The organism is Amycolatopsis sp. VC5-11 (assembly GCF_037034185.1).
GTDB lineage: Bacteria > Actinomycetota > Actinomycetes > Mycobacteriales > Pseudonocardiaceae > Amycolatopsis > Amycolatopsis nivea.
On the sequence record NZ_JBAGKF010000028.1, the window covers coordinates 47,832 to 67,360 of the forward strand.

21 protein-coding genes are annotated in these 19,529 nt (G+C 69.1%); 10 read left to right on the forward strand and 11 right to left on the reverse strand.

Translation table 11 applies throughout. From position 1 onward, the window contains the following. Positions 1 to 19 precede the first annotated feature (19 nt). The gene (locus WA670_RS42360) at positions 20 to 481 is read right to left on the reverse strand and encodes an Lrp/AsnC family transcriptional regulator (RefSeq protein ID WP_275295053.1); all 462 of its coding nucleotides are present in this window, start codon (positions 479 to 481) and stop codon (positions 20 to 22) included. A 69-nt stretch (positions 482 to 550) separates the two neighbouring features. On the opposite strand from WA670_RS42360, the gene WA670_RS42365 reads away from it, so the two are divergent. Then, positions 551 to 1,447: an SMP-30/gluconolactonase/LRE family protein gene (locus WA670_RS42365; protein WP_336161803.1), complete on the forward strand. Its 897-nt coding sequence runs from the start codon at positions 551 to 553 to the stop codon at positions 1,445 to 1,447. A 32-nt stretch (positions 1,448 to 1,479) separates the two neighbouring features. Here the strand turns inward: WA670_RS42365 and WA670_RS42370 are convergent, their stop codons facing one another. Next, a complete protein-coding gene (locus tag WA670_RS42370; RefSeq protein WP_336161804.1) occupies positions 1,480 to 1,869 on the reverse strand; it encodes a hypothetical protein in 390 nt (129 codons plus the stop codon). 338 nt (positions 1,870 to 2,207) lie between these two features. On the opposite strand from WA670_RS42370, the gene WA670_RS42375 reads away from it, so the two are divergent. Together WA670_RS42375 and WA670_RS42380 are read left to right on the forward strand one after the other, a co-directional pair. Further along, complete coding sequence (locus tag WA670_RS42375; RefSeq protein ID WP_336161806.1) at positions 2,208 to 3,884, forward strand: right-handed parallel beta-helix repeat-containing protein; 1,677 nt, start codon at positions 2,208 to 2,210, stop codon at positions 3,882 to 3,884. Positions 3,885 to 3,898: 14 nt separating this feature from the next. Continuing rightward, a complete protein-coding gene (locus WA670_RS42380; protein ID WP_336161808.1) occupies positions 3,899 to 4,300 on the forward strand; it encodes a hypothetical protein in 402 nt (133 codons plus the stop codon). A 19-nt stretch (positions 4,301 to 4,319) separates the two neighbouring features. Here WA670_RS42380 and WA670_RS42385 read toward each other — a convergent pair whose 3' ends face one another. Beyond that, entirely contained in the window at positions 4,320 to 4,538 is a 219-nt protein-coding gene (locus WA670_RS42385; RefSeq protein WP_336161809.1) for a hypothetical protein, read from the reverse strand. A gap of 19 nt (positions 4,539 to 4,557) precedes the next feature. Further along, the gene (locus tag WA670_RS42390) at positions 4,558 to 5,511 is read right to left on the reverse strand and encodes a helix-turn-helix domain-containing protein (protein ID WP_336161811.1); all 954 of its coding nucleotides are present in this window, start codon (positions 5,509 to 5,511) and stop codon (positions 4,558 to 4,560) included. A gap of 71 nt (positions 5,512 to 5,582) precedes the next feature. Here WA670_RS42390 and WA670_RS42395 point away from each other — a divergent pair, with 71 nt between their 5' ends. Next, positions 5,583 to 6,422, forward strand: a complete 840-nt coding sequence (locus tag WA670_RS42395; RefSeq protein ID WP_336161812.1) for an alpha/beta fold hydrolase — start codon at positions 5,583 to 5,585, stop codon at positions 6,420 to 6,422. Positions 6,423 to 6,631: 209 nt separating this feature from the next. Here the strand turns inward: WA670_RS42395 and WA670_RS42400 are convergent, their stop codons facing one another. Then, positions 6,632 to 7,336: a FadR/GntR family transcriptional regulator gene (locus WA670_RS42400; protein WP_134666895.1), complete on the reverse strand. Its 705-nt coding sequence runs from the start codon at positions 7,334 to 7,336 to the stop codon at positions 6,632 to 6,634. 75 nt (positions 7,337 to 7,411) lie between these two features. Here WA670_RS42400 and WA670_RS42405 point away from each other — a divergent pair, with 75 nt between their 5' ends. The 4 genes from WA670_RS42405 (at position 7,412) to WA670_RS42420 (ending at position 11,031) form a co-directional block, all read left to right on the forward strand. Then, positions 7,412 to 8,287 carry a carbon-nitrogen hydrolase family protein gene (locus tag WA670_RS42405; RefSeq protein ID WP_078870757.1) on the forward strand — a complete coding sequence of 292 codons (876 nt, stop codon included), beginning with the start codon at positions 7,412 to 7,414 and terminating at the stop codon, positions 8,285 to 8,287. Next, positions 8,284 to 9,609 carry an APC family permease gene (locus WA670_RS42410; protein ID WP_336161817.1) on the forward strand — a complete coding sequence of 442 codons (1,326 nt, stop codon included), beginning with the start codon at positions 8,284 to 8,286 and terminating at the stop codon, positions 9,607 to 9,609. The genes WA670_RS42405 and WA670_RS42410 overlap by 4 nt, the downstream gene beginning before the upstream one ends. A gap of 115 nt (positions 9,610 to 9,724) precedes the next feature. Beyond that, a complete protein-coding gene (locus WA670_RS42415) occupies positions 9,725 to 10,345 on the forward strand; it encodes a sensor histidine kinase (RefSeq protein ID WP_078870749.1) in 621 nt (206 codons plus the stop codon). Next, positions 10,342 to 11,031 (forward strand): response regulator transcription factor, encoded by a 690-nt coding sequence (locus WA670_RS42420; protein WP_336161820.1) that lies wholly within the window; start codon positions 10,342 to 10,344, stop codon positions 11,029 to 11,031. The genes WA670_RS42415 and WA670_RS42420 overlap by 4 nt, the downstream gene beginning before the upstream one ends. 171 nt (positions 11,032 to 11,202) lie before the next feature. On the opposite strand, the gene WA670_RS42425 is transcribed toward WA670_RS42420, so the two are convergent. After that, positions 11,203 to 11,727 (reverse strand): hypothetical protein, encoded by a 525-nt coding sequence (locus tag WA670_RS42425; RefSeq protein WP_205670135.1) that lies wholly within the window; start codon positions 11,725 to 11,727, stop codon positions 11,203 to 11,205. Between the two features lie 727 nt (positions 11,728 to 12,454). Further along, the gene (locus WA670_RS45275) at positions 12,455 to 12,799 is read right to left on the reverse strand and encodes a helix-turn-helix domain-containing protein (RefSeq protein WP_442893173.1); all 345 of its coding nucleotides are present in this window, start codon (positions 12,797 to 12,799) and stop codon (positions 12,455 to 12,457) included. A gap of 23 nt (positions 12,800 to 12,822) precedes the next feature. Between WA670_RS45275 and WA670_RS42430 the strand changes: the two genes are divergently transcribed. Both WA670_RS42430 and WA670_RS42435 read left to right on the forward strand, forming a co-directional pair. Further along, positions 12,823 to 13,221: a VOC family protein gene (locus tag WA670_RS42430; RefSeq protein WP_037819255.1), complete on the forward strand. Its 399-nt coding sequence runs from the start codon at positions 12,823 to 12,825 to the stop codon at positions 13,219 to 13,221. A 46-nt stretch (positions 13,222 to 13,267) separates the two neighbouring features. Continuing rightward, positions 13,268 to 13,888 carry a CBS domain-containing protein gene (locus WA670_RS42435; protein WP_336161822.1) on the forward strand — a complete coding sequence of 207 codons (621 nt, stop codon included), beginning with the start codon at positions 13,268 to 13,270 and terminating at the stop codon, positions 13,886 to 13,888. A 10-nt stretch (positions 13,889 to 13,898) separates the two neighbouring features. Here the strand turns inward: WA670_RS42435 and WA670_RS42440 are convergent, their stop codons facing one another. The 4 genes from WA670_RS42440 to tkt all read right to left on the reverse strand — a co-directional run bounded on the left by WA670_RS42440 (position 13,899) and on the right by tkt (position 19,321). Continuing rightward, positions 13,899 to 15,281 (reverse strand): ATP-dependent 6-phosphofructokinase, encoded by a 1,383-nt coding sequence (locus WA670_RS42440; protein ID WP_336161824.1) that lies wholly within the window; start codon positions 15,279 to 15,281, stop codon positions 13,899 to 13,901. A gap of 31 nt (positions 15,282 to 15,312) precedes the next feature. Then, positions 15,313 to 16,281: a class II fructose-bisphosphatase gene (gene glpX / locus WA670_RS42445; RefSeq protein ID WP_037819251.1), complete on the reverse strand. Its 969-nt coding sequence runs from the start codon at positions 16,279 to 16,281 to the stop codon at positions 15,313 to 15,315. A gap of 44 nt (positions 16,282 to 16,325) precedes the next feature. After that, on the reverse strand, positions 16,326 to 16,913 hold the full coding sequence (hxlB, locus tag WA670_RS42450; protein WP_037819249.1) for a 6-phospho-3-hexuloisomerase: 588 nt from the start codon (positions 16,911 to 16,913) through the stop codon (positions 16,326 to 16,328). A gap of 305 nt (positions 16,914 to 17,218) precedes the next feature. Next, entirely contained in the window at positions 17,219 to 19,321 is a 2,103-nt protein-coding gene (tkt, locus tag WA670_RS42455; protein WP_205673255.1) for a transketolase, read from the reverse strand. Between the last annotated feature and the right edge of the window lie 208 nt (positions 19,322 to 19,529).

A 19,529-nucleotide genomic window follows, 5' to 3' on the forward strand; every position in this document is an offset into this window, starting at 1 on the left:
TCGTTGGGCGGCGCGGTCTCTACTGTCCGGCGCTCCCGGAAGCAGTGTCGAGCGGACGCTCGAAGAAGGTCTCCAGGACGACGATCGCCTGGGTGCTCGTGACTCCGTCGATCGCGTAGAGACGGCGAAGCGAGGCCTGCAGTTCCTCCGTAGTCGACGTGCGGATCTTCACCAGCAGAGCCGCCGGGCCCGCGATGACGTGCGCCTCGACGACCTCGGGGAGCGCCGCGATCGCTTCGCTCGTCGGCGAGTCGCCCATCCAGGCGTTGGCCTCCACCAGCACGAACGCCGCCACTCCCCGGCCGACCGCCGCCGGATCGACGTCGACGGTGGTCCGCCGGATGACGCCCTGCTCGCGCAACTTCCGCACTCGCTCGTGCGCGGCGCCCGCGGACAGTCCCACGGCCTGCCCCAGCGCGGCGTAGGCCTGGGTGGCGTCGCGCTGCAGCTCAGCGAGGAGTCTGCGATCCAAGTCATCCACGCCTTGACGATATCAGGTTCGGCACGACAAGCTCTCAACGAGATGACATTCAGAACCTGGGGGTAACCAGTGGACCTGGTCAAGACTAAGTTCGCAGTGCTGGACGAGCGGTTCGCGCGCTGCAACGGCGACGAGTGGATGCAGCGCCTGCACACCGGATGCCGCTGGACCGAGGGACCGGTCTATTTCCCGGCCGGCCGCTACCTCGTGTTCAGCGACATCCCGAACGACCGGACCTTGCGCTGGGACGAGACCACCGGCCAGGTCGGCGTGTTCCGGCAGCCCTCGGGCTACGCCAACGGCCACACCAGAGACCGTGCGGGACGGCTGGTCAGCTGCGAGCAGGGCCACCGCCGCGTCACACGCACCGAACCGGACGGCAGCGTGACCGTGCTCGCGGAGCACTATCGCGGCCGACGGCTCAACAGCCCCAACGACGTTGTCGAACGGTCCGACGGATCCATCTGGTTCACTGACCCGAGCTACGGCATCGACAGCGATTACGAGGGCTACCAAGCGGAAAGCGAGATCGGCGCCTGCCACGTCTACCGAGTCGACCCGGCAGACGGAGAAGTCCGGATCGTCGCGGACGACTTCGAGCGCCCCAACGGATTGGCCTTCTCCGCGGACGAGAGCAAGCTGTACATCGCGGATACACGGCAAAATCCCAGCCACGTCAGGGTTTTCGACGTCACCGACGACGGCAGGCTCACCGGCGGCGAGGTATTCGGCACTTCCGACAACGGCGGCTTCGACGGGCTCAGGGTGGACACCGAAGGACGAGTCTGGGCAGCCGCCCACGACGGCCTGCACTGTTTCGCTCCCGATGGCACCCGGATCGGCAAACTGCTGGTGCCGGAGATCTGCTCGAACCTGACCTTCGGCGGAGCGCGCCGCAACGAACTGTTCATCACCGCGTCCAGCTCGGTCTACACCTTGCGCGTCAACTTCAACGGGGTTCGCTGACCGGCCACATCAAGCAACCGAACGAAACGCCGTCACTCAGCTTTGCGCTTGCCCCAGTCCCAATCGGGATCTCGAGAAAATCTCGCAAGAACCTCATCGAATTCTATGAGCTCGTCGAAATCCGTATCCAAAAGTCCGGAAAGACCACTCAGCACACTCTGCAGGAGCGGGCGAAGGCACGAAATATTCGAATACTCGACGGCAACCGGCGCGACCGACCCGAATCGTTCGATTAATTCCGACTTCTCATCGTCGTAGTAATCATCCATCACGTCATCGGAAAGATCGACGCCGAAAGCGCAGTCTCCCACCACGAGGCGGTCGAAAATTTCACCATCCTGATAGCGGCCCGCTTCGCGCAAGCGGGCCTCGATCTTCTTGCGGGTATCCGGGTCGCACAAGAGCACTATGATCGGCCGCACAGCCGCGACCGTAGCCGATGCCTGCTTCCACGCCCCTTGCCCGACCATCTGCCGTCGACGTCTCGCTGGCCACGCCATGGACGTCTCCGGCCTCGCAGAACACCCCAGTTCCCGCCGCCCCGCCGTTGAAGTCATCGCGGAGCGCGTCAGCCCGACCATCCGGTAGCGCGAAGTCCTGTGCGTCCACATCGCACAGCCGAAACGAAGATGCACCGCCCGGCAGCTCCCCTCGCGCGCTGTCAAGAGCACCGTAACCAGGCGCTGGACCGTTCCGTCGAACGACACACTCTGCGACGAGACGCTCACCGCTATGCTCGGGAGCCACAGGAGGGGACGGGATGGCGGTCAGACTCCGGGTTTCGCCCGGCAAGCGCGGAGCTCACCGGAGCATCGAGTCGGCACTGCGCAGTGCCGCCGGGCGGCGGGGGTCGTGCGTTGTCGAGGTGGATCCGGGGCGTTATCCGGATAGCCTGTTCGTGCAGGGGGACGTGCGGATCGCCGCGCGACAGCCCGGGACGGTGGAGATCTGCCCGCCGACGGGTGCGGGCGTCGTGGCGTCGGGCACCGTCCGGCTGGAGGGCCTTGTGCTCCGGGCGCAGGACAACGACGTGGTCCGCTGTGCCGCCGGCACTCTGGCGATCAGCGCGTGCACCCTCGTCGCACACGGGGACACCGCTGCGTTGCACGGGCCGCCCGGCAGTTCGGTCACGGTGACGGACACTGAGCTGCAGTACGGCCGCGCGCTCTTCACCGGTTCGCACGCTCTGCTCGAACGCTGCGTGTTCACCGACTCCGCCAACACCGGGCTGTGGGCCACCGCCGGCGCCGATGTCACCGTGCGCGACAGCCGATTCGACCGGTGCCGGGTCCACGGCCTGCTCTCCCGCGGTTCCCGCGTCGCCGTGACCGGCTGCCGGTTCACCAGCACCGGCGACGCCGCGGTCGCCGCGGACCAGAACGGGAGCCTCGACGTCGCCGACTCCCGCATCGAAGCCGCGCAGACCACCGGCATCCGCTACGCCCAGGGGGCGCGCGGCACGATCACCGGCACGCACGTCGGCCCGACCGACACCGGGCTGGTGGTCGCCGACGGCGCCGACCCGCTCGTGCGCGGATGCACCTTCGAAAGCCCCCGGGTGGCCGGAATCGATGTGAACACCCGCGGAGCAGGGCGGTTCGAGAACGTCACCGTCCGGCAGGCGCGGAAGTTCGGCATGTTCGTGGCCACCCAGGGCACGCCGGTCCTGAGCGGCTGCCGCTTCGACGGCGGCAACATCGGGATCTACGTCGAGAACGCGCGCCTGGTCGCCGCCGACACCGTCATCGAGGGGTTGGACAACACCGCCGTGCGGTTCGCGGGCCAGGGGAATTCCGAACTGACCCGGCTGCACGTCGCGCGCTGCCCTGTCGCGGTCGAAGCCAACGGAACCGCCGACGTTCAAGTCACCGAAGCACGAGTGCGCGACTTCGAGCTCGTCGGAATGCTCGGGCACGAGAATTCGTCGATGCGCGCCGCGAACTGCAGTGTGTCCGGCGGCCAGATCGCGTTCAGCGCGAGCAGCAGCGCCCATCTGGACCTGCACGACTGCGAGGCCAGCGACACCGAACTCAGTGGCGGGGCCGTGTTGGGCAAGGCGACGCTGACCGCACGGCGACTCACTGTTTCCGGGTCGCCGTCCATGGGCGTCTTCGTCGCGGAGAAGGCCAACCTGGTTCTCGACGACAGCGTCTTCACCGGCACGACGACCGCCGGCCTGAATTTGCACGGCGCGACGGCTCTCGTCCGCAACGTCGACGTCAACGGGTCCGAGGGCTGCGCCGTGCACCACAACGGCAGCGCCGTGCTGAAAGAGTTCCGCTCGCCGCTCCGGGTGATCGAGGTCGAGCCGAAGCCCGAGCCACCGCAGATCGTGCACAATTACCACGGCCCGGTCATCCACGGGGACGTCGTCCAGTCCGTGCTCACCTGGGGCAACACCGTCGTCCAGCAAGCAACACCCGACCACCGCACCTGACCGGGAGGAAACCCGTGCCCACCGAAGAACACCATCACCACGGCCCGGTCATCCACGGCGGCGTGCACAATTCGCAGCTGGCGTGGAACAACCGGAACGTCACGCAGAACCTCGCGCACACCGAGCAAGTGGCACCCGGTTTCGAAACCGTCGCCGAGGTCGTCGCCGAGGTCAAGCGGCAACTCGGCAGCCTCGGGCTGCCCGAAGCGGACGCCCGCGACGCCCGCGAAACCGCCGACGCGGTCCTCGCCGAGGTGGTCAAGCCGGAGCCGGACCGAGGCATCGTCCGCAAGGGCCTCACCGCGCTGAAAGGCCTGCTGGCCCAGCTCGCGATGGGCCTGCTCACCGGAGCACACGAGGGTGCTGTCGAAACCGGCAAGGAGCTGGTGCACGCGCTGAGCCAGCTGCCCCTCTGAGGTTCGCCTGTCCCGCGCTTCACGGTCTACAGTGGACGGTCAGAAGCCCGGTGCCTTGCCAGGACTCATGATCCCGCGCGGACCAAGCGCCGTCTGGAACGTCTCGTCGGCGGCCCGCCACACCGCGGGCGCGCTCGGCAGCCGGATAGGCCAGCCGCCGGACTTCGAGAAGCTGAGCCGCCTCGACGCGGACTGCGGCTTCCTTCGCGGCGGCCGAATCGAGCTGGGCGACGAGCATGGCCTGGGTCCTTCTTCGCCTACCGGGTTTCGCCGAAGATCCGCCGGTAAGCGCCAGGCGTGGTTCCGAGGCGTGCCCGGAAGTGGCGGCGCAGGTTGACCGCCGAGGCGAGCCCGACCCGGTTGGCGATGGTCTCCACCGGAAGGGCGGTCTGTTCCAGCAGCACCCGTGCCGCGTCGAGGCGCTGGCCGAGCAGCCACTGTCCGGGGCTGATGCCGAGTTGCTCGGTGAACCGCCTGGCGAGCGTCCGGTTCGACAGCCCGGCCCGCCCGGCGAGCCGGGCCACGGTCAGTTCGGTGTCGAGCTGAGTGGTGGCCCACTGCAGCAGCGGGGCCAACGACTCGTCGGCTCTCGGCGGGGCGGGCTGCGCGGCGTACTGGAGCTGGCTGCCGTCCCGATGCGGCGGCAGCACCATGTTCCGGGCGATCCGGGCGGCGTGTGCCGCGCCGTGGTCCGCACGGACGAGGTGCAGCAACAGGTCGATGCCCGCCCCGGTTCCGGCGCTGGTCGCCACGTCGCCGTGGTCCACGTAAAGCACGTCCGGATCTACCGTCACCTCGGGGAAGGCGGCGGCGAGCCGGTCGGTTTGACGCCAGTGGGTGGTAGCGCGACGGCCGTCGAGCAGTCCGGTCCGGGCGAGGACGAACGCCCCCGTGCAGATGGCCGCGATCCTCGCCCCACGCCGGTGGGCGGCCCGCAGCGCCTCGATGACGGCCGACGGCACCGATGCGTCGGGCGGCTGCCAGCCGGGGATGATCACGGTGTCCGCCTCCTGCAGGGCCTCCAGCCCGCAGTCGACGAGCATCGTGTAGCCGGCGGTGGTCCGCAGCGGGCCGGGACGCTCGGCGCAGATCCGGAAGTCGTAGCGGGCAGGCACGTCCTCCCAGGCGGTGCCGAAGACCTCGGCGGCACACGCGAGTTCGAAGGGCGACTGGGGCGCGTTGAGCAGGGCTGCCACCCGATGACGGGCCATGGCAGGAATATACCCAAGGATGTCATTTTGGACTCTCGGCATCGAAGCCAGCCCCCGGTCACAGTGGTCGGATGAACGAAGCCAGTGGAACAGGCGTGTCGCGGACCGAGGTCCAGGTCGACGGTGAAGCGGCCAGCTACTTGACCGCGGGGCGGGACGGCCCGGTGGTCCTGCTGCTGCACGGGACGTATTGGAGCCGGGTGTGGCTTCCGGTGCTGGGCCGCCTGGCCCAGGCGGGGCTGCGGCCCGTCGCGGTCGACCTTCCCGGGCTGGGACGCTCAGGAGGCGAGCTCACCCCGGAGACGGCCACGGTCCCGGCCCTCGCGGACTGGATCACGCGATTCGCCTCCGCACTGAAGATCTCCGGGCCGATCGCAGTGGCGGGCCACGACATCGGCGGCGCCATTGCCCAGCACCTCCTTGCCCGTGACCTGCTGGAGGTGCGCCGGCTGGCCTTGGTCAACTCGGTCGCCTACGACTCCTGGCCGGCACCGCACGTGGCGCGGTTCCGGGACCCGGCGGTCGCAGCGGCTGTCACCGCCGACGGCCTCCTCGCCGCCCGCCGGCAGGCCGTGGCCTCGGCACTGGCAGACGCCGCCACCGAACAGCTGATCGCCGAGTATCTGGATCCGTGGACGAACCCCCGGGTCCGCCGCTCCTGGCTGGCGATGGCGGGCGCGGCCGACAACCGCTACACCCTCGATCTCGTCCCCGCGCTGCGCCGGTCCACGACGCCCAAACTGCTGATCTGGGGCGAGGACGACAGCTTCGAGAAAGTGGAGTACGCGGAGAAATTCGCCTTGGAGATCCCGCGAACCACGCTCGTGCGCATCCCGCGAGCGGACCACATCCCCACAGAAAACGCCCCCGGCCAAATCGCCAAAGCCCTCGCCGATTTCTTCACAACGTAGCCGTCATTGCGACGCAGTACGCGTCCACCTTCCGAGTTACCCCGATGCCGCCCGCTGTGCCCGAAGTGCGGCGCCGCCTGGTCGAGCCGGCGGGCGGTGAGGTAGGCGGCGGGCGGTTGCCCGGTCAAGGCGCTGAACCGGTCGGCGAAGGCGGAGCGGGACATGGTGGCGGTCTTGGCGAGGTCGGCGACGATCCAGCGGCGGCCGGGTCATTCCAGGCCGACGAACATCGTCTCGTGCAGGCGGCCGACGTGGGCGCGCACGACGCGGGCCGCCGTTTCCGGGCGGCCGGCTTCCAGCGCGTCCACCAGTCTCGCGTGTTCCCGGTTGGACTCGCGCAGTTTCGGCATCGGGTACGGCAGGTAAAACCGGTGCAGTTCCCTCAGCACGACCTCGTACTGCCGCACCGCCGCGGCCGGCCCCGGCGCCGCCACCGCGCGGTGGAACTCCGTGTCCAGTTCGTGAAACTCGGCCCAGCCGGCCGCGTCTCGCATCCGGGCCACCAGCTCCCGCAGGCGCGGGACGTCCGGCGACCGAGTGGCCGCCAGCTGCGCCAGCCCGGACTCCAGCACCAGCCGGTGGTCGATCAGCTCCCGCACCTCGGCGGCCGATGCCCGGTACGCGCCGACCTCCCGCACCCGGGCCGCCGGCGGGTGCTCGGCCACCAGCGTGCCGCCGCCCCGGCCGCGACGGCGTTCGATCACGCCGTCCTCGGCCAGGGATTCCAGTGCCCGCCGCACGGTGATCTCCGCGACGTCCAGCGCCCGCGCGATCTCCGCGTTCGACGGCAGCCGCTCCCCCGGCGCCAGCAGGCCCAGCTCCACCGCGAGCGCGATCCGCGCGCGCACGGTGTCCAAAGCGGACAGCCGCCGGATCCCGGTCACCGCGGGGGAATTGAGGTCTGCCGTGGTCATGCGACGACCGTACCGCACAAAGTGCTCATGATGAGCACTCTTGTTTAAGTGTTCAAGATGGTCTATTTTCCGTCCATGCCGCGACCACTGCCGATCGCCCTCGCCCAGGCGCCGCCCCGGCCCGCCGGAACCCCCGGGTTCGCCGGCGAGGTCGAGTCCCTGCTGAACCGGTTCCCGGGCACCCGCCTGGCCGCCTTCCCCGAACTGCATCTCTGCGGCGTCGACGGCGAAGGCGGCGACCGCACCCGGCAGCTCCGCGAAACCGCCGAACCGCTGCACGGCCCCCGGACCCGGGAACTCGCCGAACTGGCCGGGGATCTCGGGATCTGGCTCGCGCCCGGCACGGTGTGCGAAGCCGGCGACCGCGGCGAACTGTTCAACACCGCCCTGCTCTTCTCCCCCGGCGGCGAACTGGCCGGCTGGTACCGCAAGATTTTCCCCTGGCGCCCCCACGAGCCGTACGACCCCGGCGACCGCTTCGTCGTCGCCGACCTGCCCGGCACCGGCCGGATCGGCTTCTCGATCTGTTACGACGCTTGGTTTCCCGAAGTCGCCCGGCACCTCGCCTGGCTGGGCGCCGAGGTAGTGCTCAACCCGGTCCAGACGACCACTCCGGACCGCGCGCAGGAACTCGTGCTCGCCCGGGCGAACGCCATCGTCAACCAGGTCTTCGTCGCGAGCGTGAACACCGCCGGGCCGTTCGGCCGCGGCGACAGCGTCCTCGTCGGGCCCGAGGGCGAGGTCCTCGCCGCGTTGCCCGGCGAAGCCGAAGGCGTCCTCGCGCACACGATCGACCTCGACGACGTGCCCCGCGTCCGCCGCGAGGGCACCGCCGGAACCAACCGGATGTGGGCGCAGTTCCGCCCCGCCGACGCCCCTGTGCACCTGCCGCTCTACCAGGGCCGGATCGACCCGGGCCGCTGGAGCCCCCGAGGAGAAGACGACCGATGACCGCCACGTCCACCGCCCCGGCCGCGCTGCGGCGCCGGCTCGGCCTTCCCGGCGTCGTCCTGTTCGGCCTCGCCTACATGGCCCCGCTGATCGTGCTCGGCACGTTCGGCATCGTCGCCGCGACCACCGCGGGCACCGTGCCTTCCGCCTACCTGCTCGCCCTCGTCGCGATGCTGTTCACCGCCGCGAGCTACGGGAAAATGGCGGCCGCGCATCCGGTCGCCGGCTCGGCCTACACCTACGTCCGGAAAGCCATCGACGCGCGCGCCGGTTTCCTCGTCGGCTGGGCGGTGCTGCTCGATTACTTCTTCCTGCCGATGGTGATCTGGCTGATCGGCGGCGCCTACCTTTCGGCCGAATTCCCCGGAGTGCCGCGCTGGGTCTGGTTGATCGCTTTCATCGTCCTGACGACCCTGCTCAACGTGCTGGGCATCAAGGTCGCCGAAAAAGCCAACTTCGTGCTGATGGCGTTCCAGCTGCTGGTGATCGGCTTCTTCGTCGCGCTGTCGATCAGGCACGTGCTGCATGCCGGCGAGGCGCTCGCGAGCACGCAGCCGTTCTTCCACGCGGGCAGCACACTGGGCACGATCTCCGGCGGTGCCGCACTGGCGACGTACTCGTTCCTCGGCTTCGACGCCGTGACGACGCTGACCGAGGAAACCACCGAACCGCAGCGGACGATCCCCCGCGCGATCCTGCTCACCGCGCTGATCGGCGGCGGAATCTTCGTGGCCCTCGCCTATTTCACCCAGCTGGCCCACCCGGGCAGCGCGTTCGCCGACGAATCCTCGGCGGCCTTCGAAATCGCCACCACGATCGGCGGCGACCTTTTCGCGTCGGTCTTCCTGGCCGGTCTGGTGGTCGCGCAGTTCGCGTCCGGGATCGCGGCACAAGCCAGCGCGTCGCGGCTGATGTTCGCCATGGGCCGCGACGGCGTGCTGCCGCGCGTTTTCGGCAAACTCCACCCGCGGTTCGCGACACCGGCCTTCGGCATCCTGCTCACCGGAGCGGTCGGGCTGGCAGCGCTGGCACTGGACGTGAGCACGTCGACCTCGTTCATCAACTTCGGCGCGTTCACCGCGTTCACGTTCGTCAACCTCAGCGTGCTCGCGACCTGGCTGCGCGACCGCACCGGAAAGCGGACGCTGACCTGGCTGGTCTTCCCGCTGATCGGCGTCGTGGTGGACCTGTGGCTGCTGGTCAACCTGGACGGCATCGCGCTGGTCTTCGGCCTGGTGTGGCTGGGCATCGGAATCGTGGTGCTGGCCGCGATCACCCGCGGATTCCGCCGTCCACCGCCGGAGATGACCTTCGACGAGTAGCCCGGAAACGTTGGCCCTTCCTGGGAAACACGTTCCGCGTTCGCTGCGACGGCGTTGGTCGGGTGGGCGCGCCGTTGCCGTTGCCGTTGAGCTGCTGCGCACGCCTCTAGCGACGATGAGGGCGTCGCTGGACGTCGCGATCGCCAAGCCCCATTCAGCCGCTTCGACAATCGCGCTCACGGACCGGCTGCGTCCCCAGCTGGATCGAGTCGATCACCTGCTCGACGGATTTCTCGTGCTGGCCAGAGCGCAACACGGGGCGCTGGCCGATGCTGACCGGGTCGACCTCGGCGAACTCGTCGACGCGGCACGGCGCGAACGTTTCGCCGACATTCGCGAGAAAGGCTTGACCGTGACGGTGGACCTGCCCCCGGCGACGACGGCCCAGGGCAGCCCGGCCCTGCTCGCGCGGTTGGTGGACAACGTCATCGACAACGCCGTAGCGCACAACGAGCAAGGCGGCTGGATCGAGGTCACCGGGTCCGCGACCGAGGAGGAGACCGTGCTGGCCGTCGAGACCGGCGGACGCGTCCTCGACCAACGAGAGGTCGACCGGCTGGCCCAGCCCTTCGAACGGCTGGGCGAGGAACGCACCGGCTCCTCAGGACTCGGCCTGTCGATCGTGGCCGCCGTCGCCGCCGCCCACCGCGGCCGGCTCGCGCTGTTCGCCCGTCCCGAAGGCGGCCTGCGCGTGACGATCACCCTGCCGGCCGTGAAGACGCCGGTCCCGGCATGAGGATCCTCGTCGTCGAAGACGACCGCGCCCTCGCCGAGGTCGTCGCGGAGGGGCTCCGGGACCAAGGAATGGCGGTCGACCTCGCCGGCGACGGACTGACTGCCTCCGCCAAACTCGAACTCACCGCGCACGACGTCGTCGTCCTGGACCGAGACCTGCCCGGTCTCCACGGCGACACGCTGTGCCAGATGATCACCGAACGGGCGGACCGGCCGATGGTGCTGATGCTGACCGCGGCGAGCGCGCCCGGCGACCGGGTCAGCGGGCTGACTCTGGGCGCCGACGACTACCTCTCCAAGCCCTTCCACTTCCCGGAGCTGATCCTGCGCATCCAGGCGCTCGCCCGTCGCAAACCGCACGCACGTCCCCGAACCCTGCGCACGGCAGGGATCGAGCTGGACCCGGTACGCCGCACCGTCGTACGCGACGGACTACAACTCAGCCTCTCGGTGAAGGAGTTCGCGGTTCTCGAAGCGCTGCTGCGGGCGAGTCCCGGTTTCCTGAGCGCCGAGACCCTGCTCGAACAGGTTTGGGACGAGAACGCCGACCCGTTCACCAACACCGTCACGGTCACGATCGGCCGGCTGCGACGCAAACTCGGCAACCCGCCGATCATCACCACGACCCCGGGAATCGGCTACCGGATCGCCTCGCCCACCGACCCGCGAGGGCACGCGGCCGAATAGTGCAAGCTTTGCATCCCCATTCGCCGAACTGGGCGATCCACATATCCATCTCGGCGTTGCGAGACGTTGACTCGCGATTCTCCCCATTTCCTCGGCGGGACTGAAAACTAATGGTGGAGTCGGGTACGCGACTGCCCCTTTTCGAGCGCGGGTGGCAGTGATGTCGCGGGGTCAATCGTCGGCTGCGACGAGGAGAGTGAGCGACGCCGCGGGCCGGTCGATGACGACGAGTTCGTGGTAGTCGATATGGATCGGGCCATAGTCGTGGAGCGCGTCCTCCGCAAGCTGTCCCAACAGGTATGTGCTGGTCGCCTTGCGGATCGGGCGGTAGATCTCCTGGCGCAGGCGTGCTTCGAGCGGCTCTGGGACGTTCCCGTGCTGGCTGGCCCAGGAGCGGATGACGCCGACTGCCGTCGCGGCATCGACCGTCTCGTAGTCGTCCGGGGTGATGCGATGAAGCCACCACTGGCCATGGCGCGGCCAGTCTTGAACGCCGGCACCGTCGTACGTGTCCCGAAACTGGGGGTGTGCGATCAAGGCCGCTAGGACATCTCGGTCCTGCGGCGCCTCGGCCGGCAACTGGAAATGCTTGGCATCAACCCAGCGGTAGCCATGATGGGATCCCTCGCCGAATTCGAAGTCTCGGAAGTTGATGAAGAGACTGACCAGATGGACGAGGGCGGACATCGATTCCATGCTCGTCATCGTAGGTCGCGCCGTCTCCTCGATCCGCCGGAGCGAGCGACCCGGATACGACGTCGCGGACAACGGCGGCGAACTGGCCGTGGTCCACCTCTTCGTCGTCGACGGCTAGGACACAGCTGCGTCTGGCGCGGTCCAGAACCGCATTGCCGGTCTCCCGCAACACTGTCCGCAGCCGCGACAAGTAGCTGTAAAGCGCGGCATGCGCGCGCAACGGCGGCGCGCCGTCCCACACTCGGTCGATCAGTTCGCCGGCCGACACACTGATCCTTGGTGTTGGCCTGGGGAAGGATGTGTTTGTGTCTGGTTCGTCGAAGTATCCGCAAGAATTCCGGCGGGATGCGGTGGCGTTGGTGAGGTCGTCGGCTCGTCCGTTGGCGCAGGTGGCTCGCGAGCTGGGATGAAGCACGAGACGTTGCGGGCGGAGCGGGAGCTGCGCGATGCAGCTGTGCGCCAGCGACTCTCCGGTGCGAAAGTTCGGCCGTTGGCGGAGATGTTCGAAATACCGCTCCAGCTCTCGAGCACCTCCACGGGCGCCTCAACGACGGTCATGAAATCAGGCTTACTCGAACAATCCCTTGGGTTACCAGCGCTGTGCTCGTTTCCAGTGCTTCCGCGAGGCCTCGCGTCAAGATCGTTTCCGAGGCTGTTTCCGCAGGTCATACCCTATAAAAGGGAAGTCAGAGTGAGCCGGGTCGGGCCCGAACCGACGGCCAAGGGATTATGAGTCCTCCTGGGCCGAACGATGTGCTGACCTGCGAAAACGCAGGTCAGCGGTGAGCATCAGCAGCAAAATCCCTTGGGTTTGGAGAGATCCCCTCCCGTACTGTGCCAGCTTCCGGTAAACCGTGGCGCGGCCCATGCCGAGTTGTTCGGCGGTCCGCACCACCGTCGCGCCGGGTTGGGACAGCCAGCGGACTGTCCCGTCCCTCTCCAGTGCCTGCTTCCCGTTCATCCGGCCCCGCCGCCCGCTCGTCCCGGTCCCTCCGCCGCCCGTTCGATCGAGCGGGCTCCGGCCGCGCGGCGGCTGGTAAGAACACCGGTACGTCCGCATGCGAGCGGGCATGCCGACCGCGCGAAGGGGTGCACATGGCTTTCCCAGGTTTGCAGCACATCGCGATCACCGTATCCGATCTTCAGCGCAGCACCGAGTGGTACACGAGGCTGTTCGGCGCCGGGCCCGTCCTGGACGAGGACGAGGAAGGCGGCGAATTCCACCACACGGTCTTCGCCCTCGGCGGCGGCATGCTCTTCGGGCTGCACACCCACCACGGCAAGGAAACCCGGGACCGGGCGGACGAACGCCGCACGGGGCTGGACCACATCGGGTTCGCGGTCGAATCGCACGCAGCGCTGGCCGGATGGGCCCGGAAGCTGGACGAGCTCGGCATTTCGCACGGCGGGGTGAAGAAAGCGCACTACGGCAGCGGCGTTTCGTTCCGCGATCCGGACAACATCGCGCTCGAGTTCTTCGCCGGTCCGGAATGACCAGGCCGCCGGGAAAGCGATGTGCGATCAGCGAGTAGCCGACGTCATGGCACGCCAGGTCGTCTCGGCCGGACGCGACACCTCGTTCCGGGACCTCGTCACGGCTCTGCTCGAACACGGCGTGCCCGCGCTGCCGGTCGTCGATCCGGCCGGCCGGCCGATCGGGCTCGTCACCGCGGCCGACGTGGCGGCGAAGAGCGAGTTCCACGGCGGCGCGGACCGGCTGCCCGCGTTCGGCGGGCCGCGCCGCCGGAGCCGGTGGCGAAAAGCGCTTGCGCGCACTGCCGGCGAGCTGATGACGGCCCCCGCGCCCACGATCGCCGCCGACGCGCCCCTGCACGTGGCGCTCCGACGGCTCGCGGACGCCAAGCCGGCCCAGTTGTGCGTGGTGGATCAGGCCGCCCGGCTGGTCGGGCTGATCTCCCACCGCGACGTCCTGTCCGCGTTGCTGCGGTCGGACGCCGACATCCGCGCCGAGGCCGAAGCCGGTGCGCCGGAAGGCGTCACGGTGCGGGTCGCCGATGGCGTCGTGACGCTCACCGGCACGGTCGGGCTGAGAAGCGTTGCCGAGCAAGCTGTTCGGAGCGCACAGTGCGTGCGCGGGGTAGTCGCCGTCAGCGATGAACTCGACTTCGGCTTCGACGACCGCACCGCGCACGCACTGTGAACCCGGCCGCTCAGCAAAAGCCCATGGGCACTTTCTCCCGGCCCGCCGCGGTGCCGAATTCCGCGGGCTGGCAGGTGGTTTCCAGCACCGACAGCCACAGGTCGCCATCGGGGTCGACTTGGTTGCGGCGGCTGGTCATCAACGACAGCGGGACGTGCACGAAGCGCCGCCGCCAGCGCGCGACGGCCGCCGCGGTACGGCCCGCCATGGCGGCGTGCACCGCCGCGTGCGCCAGCCGCAGGCAATACACGCTGTCGTAGGGGTTGGCCGCGATGCTCCGGATCGCATAGCTCGGGTCGATGTAACGCATCGTGGGAGGAAGTCCTGCCGCGGTCAGGTGCGCGGCGATGCGGTCTTTGAGCAATTCCCCCACGTTGCCGAGCTTGACGTTGCCCGACGCGTCCGTGGCGCGCCCGTTCCGGTGCGCCGCGCCGGGCCGGTCGAGCAGTTCCTGACCGGCCCCTTCGGCCAGCACTATCACGACGTAGCCCTTCGCCCGCACGCGTTGCTCGACGTGGGCGAGCAGTCCGTCCCGTCCTTCCAGCGCGAACGGGATCTCCGGGATCAGCACGATGTCCGCGCCGTTGGCGGCCAGCGCGGCGTAACTGGCGATGAACCCGGAATGCCTGCCCATCAGCTTCACGATCCCGACCCCGTTCGGGCTGGACGCGGCTTCGACGGAAACCGCCGAGATGAAGTCCGTCGCCCGGGCGAACGCGCTCTGGAAACCGAAGGACTGGTCCGTGAAGGGCAGGTCGTTGTCGATGGTCTTCGGCACCCCGATGACCGCGATGTCGAGGCCGCGCGCCCGGATCGCGTCGCTGAGGTACGTCGCGGCGCGCATCCCGCCGTCGCCGCCGATGACGAACATGACGTCGACGCCCCGCAGAACGAGGCTGTCGACCATCTCGTCGGCGTCCTGGCCGCCGCGCGAGCTGCCCAGGATGGTGCCGCCGTCCTTGTGGATGTCGCGGACGTGCGCCGGCGTCAGTTCGACGGTGTCGTGCCGATGCTCGGCGGTCAGCCCCTGCAGGCCGTTCCGGAAGCCCAGGATCCGCTTCACCTTGTAGTGCACCGCGAGTTCCTGGACGAGGCCGCGGATGACGTTGTTCAGCCCCGGGCACAGCCCTCCGCAGGTCACGATCCCGGCGGTGACGCGTGCCGGGTCGAAGTAGATCTTCCGGCGCGGGCCCGCCCCTTCGAAGCTCGGAAGGCGCGCCGGCGGGACGCGGTGCCCGGCCAGCATCGACACGGTGTCCTCGAGCAGGACCCGGTCGCCCTCGGCGACATAGTGCGGAGAGGTCTGTTTCGTCGACACCATCTCGGCGAGCGGCGAATCGTAACGACACTCGCCGAGATGACGAACGCGGAGGTCGTCCAAATGCAGCGTCACCGGATCTCCCTGGTCGTGCGGACAGCGTGGGTCACTCGAAGGTGGTGTGGGTGAGGTAGCGGATCTCGCCCCGGGAAATCAGCAGCGATTCGCAGGTGGTCTTGCCCTCGCATTTCCGGGGGCGGTCGAGGAGCGTGCCCCCGGTGACCCCGGTCGCGACGAAGAACGCGTCGCCTGCCGCGAGTTCGTCGCATTCGTAGACGCGGTCGAGGGACATGCCCGCCGCGCGGATCGCGTCCGCCTCTTCGTCCCGTTGCGGGGCGAGGCGGCCCAGCATCCCGCCGCCCAGCGCGCGAACCGCGGCCGCGGTCATCACGCCTTCGGGTGTGCCGCCGACGCCGAGCAGCAGGTCGACGTCGAGCGTCGGCAGGAGCACGGCCAGGCTTCCGCCGACATCGCCGCCCGCCGGGGTCTGCACCGCCGCGCCCGCCCGCAGCACGCGGGCGATCAGGTTCTGGTGCCGCGGCTTGTCCATGATCATCACCCGGAGCTCGCTGACCTTCTTGCCGAGCGCGGCGGCGACGTTGGCCAGGGTGCGTTCGGGCGGATCGTCGAGATCGACGACGTTTTTCGCCTGCGGGGGCACGACGATCTTGTCCATGTAGAACCCCGGCCCCGGCGACCAGAGCGTGCCCGGCTCGCCGAAGGCGATCGTCGCCAGGGAGCCGGGAAGATCCTTGGCGCAGAAGGACGTTCCTTCCAGCGGATCGACCGCGATGTCGAAATCCGGGCCGTTGCCGGTGCCGACGATCTCGCCGTTGAACAGCATCGGGGCGTCGTCCTTTTCGCCCTCCCCGATGACCACCGTTCCCCGGCCGGGAGCCTTCGCCAGCGCTTCGCGCATCGCCTTGGTGGCAGCGGCGTCGGCGGCCTTCTGGTCGTACCGGCCGACCCAGCCGTAGCTGGCGACGGCGGCGCTGCGGGTCGCGGCCAGCGCCACCGCCTCCAGTGCGTGGACATCGACGCACGTGCGCGGCGCGGCCTCAGTCTGACAGTGCATTTCGGGCTCCCATTCCGGTCGGTCGCATCAGGACGGCGAGGCCGCTATTCGAGATTCGCGTGGAGCCGCCACAGTTCGCGGGCTTGAGTGCCGCTGGTCTGCCACAGCGCGTGGAAGAGCGAATCCGTGATCAGCAGGACGGACTGTTCGAACAGGCTGCCCGCGTACTGGACGGAGGAGTTGCCGTCGAAGTCCTGCTTGTCCGCGGCCGGGATGACCAGCACCTCGGTCGCGGCCTTGGCCAGCGCCGACTCGGGAGCCGTGGTCAGCGCGATCACGTCGGCGCCCTGGGCCCGAGCGGTCTCCGCGGCCCGCACCACCCGAGCGGTCGACCCGGAGCCCGATGCCGCGACCAGGACGTCCCGTTCGCCGATCGCCGGAGCCGTCACCTCGCCGACGACGTGCGTCGGAAGCCCGAGGTGCATGAACCGCATCGCGGCCATCTGCAGCGCGAGGCCGCTCCGCCCGGTGCCGATGGTGAACACCGCCGGCGCCTTGAGCAGCAGCGCGCCGGCTCGGAGCCACGACGCGGACTGCACCGCCGCGCTCACCCGGTCCACCTCTCCGACGACCGCGCGGGTCGCTCCGGCGAAGAGCGCAGCGTCCAGCTTCTTGGGAATCGTGTTCGTCAACGAGATCTTCCTCCACTCGCGGGCGGGCGACCTTGGGGCGTCGCCTGCGCGGCCATCGCGCGGACCAATCTGCTTAGACCACAAGGATTCTCCACTGCCGGTCCGGCCAGCAAGCCTTGCGGCATCAGGAAAAGCTATCCCCTGATTGGGATGACGAATAATGACGGCGAAAAGGAAGCGGCCCCGGCGGAAACACCGCCGGGGCCGCTTCGTGCGGGCGTACCGTTCAGGAGGCTCCCATCAGCCCTTGTGGACGCGTTCCGGGCGGATGTTCCCGGATCCTCCTGCCGCCCGCGGCAACGACATCACCGCCGAACGGAACGCACGCTTCGGCGTGCGGCTTCCGCCACGGCGTCGACGGTGATGCCGAACTGGCTGTAAAGCGTCGTGAAATCCGCCGAAGCGCCGAAGTGCTCCAGCGACACGATTTCGCCGGCATCGCCGACAAACCGGTGCCACGGCTGGGCGATCGCCGCTTCGACCGCCACCCGGGCCCGCACCGAAGGAGGCAGCACCTTTTCCCGGTAGGCCGGATCCTGCCGGTCGAACCACTCCACGCACGGCATCGACACGACCCTCGTGGGAATCCCTTCGTCCTCGAGGATCTTCCTGGCCGCTACCGCCAGCTGCACTTCGGAACCGGTGCCGATCAGCACCAGCTCGGGCGTTCCGGTCGACGCTTCGGCGAGCACGTAGCCGCCGCGCGCAACGCCGTCGGCGGAGGTGCCCTCCAGCGTCGGCACGTTCTGCCGGGTGAGCGCGAGCCCGGTCGGGCCTCCGGTGTTCTCCAGCGCGGCTTTCCAGGCGTACGCGGTCTCGTTCGCGTCCGCGGGGCGAGCCACCGACATTCCCGGGATCGCCCGCAACGAGGCCAGGTGCTCGACCGGTTGATGCGTCGGGCCGTCCTCGCCGAGGCCGATCGAGTCGTGCGTCCACACATAGATGACCGGCAGTTCCATCAGCGCGGCCAAGCGCACCGCCGGGCGCATGTAATCGCTGAAGATCAGGAAAGTGCCGCCGTACGGACGGGTTCCGCCGTGCAACGCGATGCCGTTGAGAATGGACCCCATCGCGTGTTCACGGATGCCGAAGTGCAGCGTGCGGCCGTAGGGCTGGGCGGTCCAGGCGTCGGTGGAGATTTCGGCCGGGCCAAAGGAATCCGCACCCTTGATCGTGGTGTTGTTGCTCTCGGCCAGATCCGCCGAGCCGCCCCACAGCTCGGGCAGCACCCCGCCGAGCGCAGCCAGGACCGCGGCCGATGCCTTGCGGGTGGCGACCCCCGGTTCGCCCGGCTCCCAGACGGGCAGATCGGCCGCCCAGCCAGCCGGGAACTCGCGCTTGGCCAGGCGGTCCAGCAGGGCCTTGCCCTGCGGGTTGCTTCGTGCCCAGGCGTCGAATTCGAGCTGCCACTTCTCGTGGTCCGCCCGGCCCCGCGAGGCTGCTTCGCGGGTGTGGCGCAAGACCTCGTCGTCGACCTGGAAACTCAGCTCCGGATCGAAGCCGAGAGCGCGCTTGACCGCGCCGAGTTCTTCCGCGCCCAGTGCGGCGCCGTGCACCCCGCCGGTGTTCATCTTCGTCGGGGCGGGGTAGCCGATGACGGTGCGCAGCACGATCAGCGTCGGACGGGAGGTCTCCGCCTTGGCTTGCTCGATCGCGCCGAGGAACCCGGCTACGTCCTCGCCGCCGTCCACAGTGAGCACGTGCCAGCCATAGGCCTCGTAGCGCTTCGCGGTGTCCTCGGACAGCGCGATGCGCGTGTCGTCCTCGATGGAGATCTCGTTGCTGTCGTAGATCACCGTGAGGTTGCCGAGCTGCTGGGTTCCGGCGAGCGACGACGCCTCGGATGTGACGCCTTCTTCGATGTCGCCGTCGGAGGCGATCACGTAGACCTGGTGGTCGAACACGCTCGTGCCCGGCTCGGCGTCCGGATCGAACAGGCCGCGCTCGCGGCGGGCCGCCATTGCCATGCCGACCGCGCTGGCCAAGCCCTGGCCGAGCGGGCCGGTGGTGATTTCGACGCCCTTCGTGTGCCCGTATTCGGGGTGGCCCGGGGTCAGCGAACCCCACGTGCGCAGCGCCTTCAGATCGTCCAGTTCCAGGCCGTAGCCCGAGAGGTACAGCTGGATGTACAAGGTGAGGCTGGAATGTCCGGCGGACAGCACGAACCGGTCGCGCCCGATCCACTCCGGGTCGCCGGGGTCGTGCCGCAGAACCCGTTGGAACAGCGCGTAAGCGACCGGCGCGAGGCTCATGGCGGTGCCCGGGTGCCCGCTCCCGCACCGCTCGACCGCGTCCGCCGCCAGCAAGCGGACGGTGTCCACCGCACGCTCGTCCAGACCGCTCCAGTCTTCCGGGAGCCGCTTGGCGGTCAGGCGGGCAATCTCGTCAGGGGATTGGTTTGCTGCCATGGAAGCGCACTCCCGATGATGTCGATTCTTCGGCGGGTTTCGGAAAAAGCAGATCCGCTCCGCTGCGCGCCGGCGCTTGTCCGGCGCGCAGCGGGCGGGTGTGGTCAGGCGGTGAGGCGGCGGAGTTCGCGGGCCGCGGCGGCGGGATCGGGCGCGTTGTAGATCCCGCCCCCGACCACCGCCACCGCCGCGCCCGCCTCCTTCACCA

What these genes read in the sequence shown, in the direction of transcription:
- WA670_RS42375 (WP_336161806.1), top strand. Translation starts at nt 2,208, where the DNA reads ATGGCGGTCAGACTCCGGGTTTCGCCCGGCAAGCGCGGAGCTCACCGG.
- WA670_RS42385 (WP_336161809.1), bottom strand. Translation starts at nt 4,538, where the DNA reads ATGCTCGTCGCCCAGCTCGATTCGGCCGCCGCGAAGGAAGCCGCAGTC.
- WA670_RS42390 (WP_336161811.1), bottom strand. Translation starts at nt 5,511, where the DNA reads ATGGCCCGTCATCGGGTGGCAGCCCTGCTCAACGCGCCCCAGTCGCCC.
- WA670_RS42395 (WP_336161812.1), top strand. Translation starts at nt 5,583, where the DNA reads ATGAACGAAGCCAGTGGAACAGGCGTGTCGCGGACCGAGGTCCAGGTC.
- WA670_RS42400 (WP_134666895.1), bottom strand. Translation starts at nt 7,336, where the DNA reads ATGACCACGGCAGACCTCAATTCCCCCGCGGTGACCGGGATCCGGCGG.
- WA670_RS42405 (WP_078870757.1), top strand. Translation starts at nt 7,412, where the DNA reads ATGCCGCGACCACTGCCGATCGCCCTCGCCCAGGCGCCGCCCCGGCCC.
- WA670_RS42410 (WP_336161817.1), top strand. Translation starts at nt 8,284, where the DNA reads ATGACCGCCACGTCCACCGCCCCGGCCGCGCTGCGGCGCCGGCTCGGC.
- WA670_RS42415 (WP_078870749.1), top strand. Translation starts at nt 9,725, where the DNA reads ATGAGGGCGTCGCTGGACGTCGCGATCGCCAAGCCCCATTCAGCCGCT.
- WA670_RS42420 (WP_336161820.1), top strand. Translation starts at nt 10,342, where the DNA reads ATGAGGATCCTCGTCGTCGAAGACGACCGCGCCCTCGCCGAGGTCGTC.
- WA670_RS42425 (WP_205670135.1), bottom strand. Translation starts at nt 11,727, where the DNA reads ATGGAATCGATGTCCGCCCTCGTCCATCTGGTCAGTCTCTTCATCAAC.
- WA670_RS45275 (WP_442893173.1), bottom strand. Translation starts at nt 12,799, where the DNA reads ATGCCCGCTCGCATGCGGACGTACCGGTGTTCTTACCAGCCGCCGCGC.
- WA670_RS42430 (WP_037819255.1), top strand. Translation starts at nt 12,823, where the DNA reads ATGGCTTTCCCAGGTTTGCAGCACATCGCGATCACCGTATCCGATCTT.
- WA670_RS42435 (WP_336161822.1), top strand. Translation starts at nt 13,268, where the DNA reads ATGGCACGCCAGGTCGTCTCGGCCGGACGCGACACCTCGTTCCGGGAC.
- glpX (WP_037819251.1), bottom strand. Translation starts at nt 16,281, where the DNA reads ATGCACTGTCAGACTGAGGCCGCGCCGCGCACGTGCGTCGATGTCCAC.
- tkt (WP_205673255.1), bottom strand. Translation starts at nt 19,321, where the DNA reads ATGGCAGCAAACCAATCCCCTGACGAGATTGCCCGCCTGACCGCCAAG.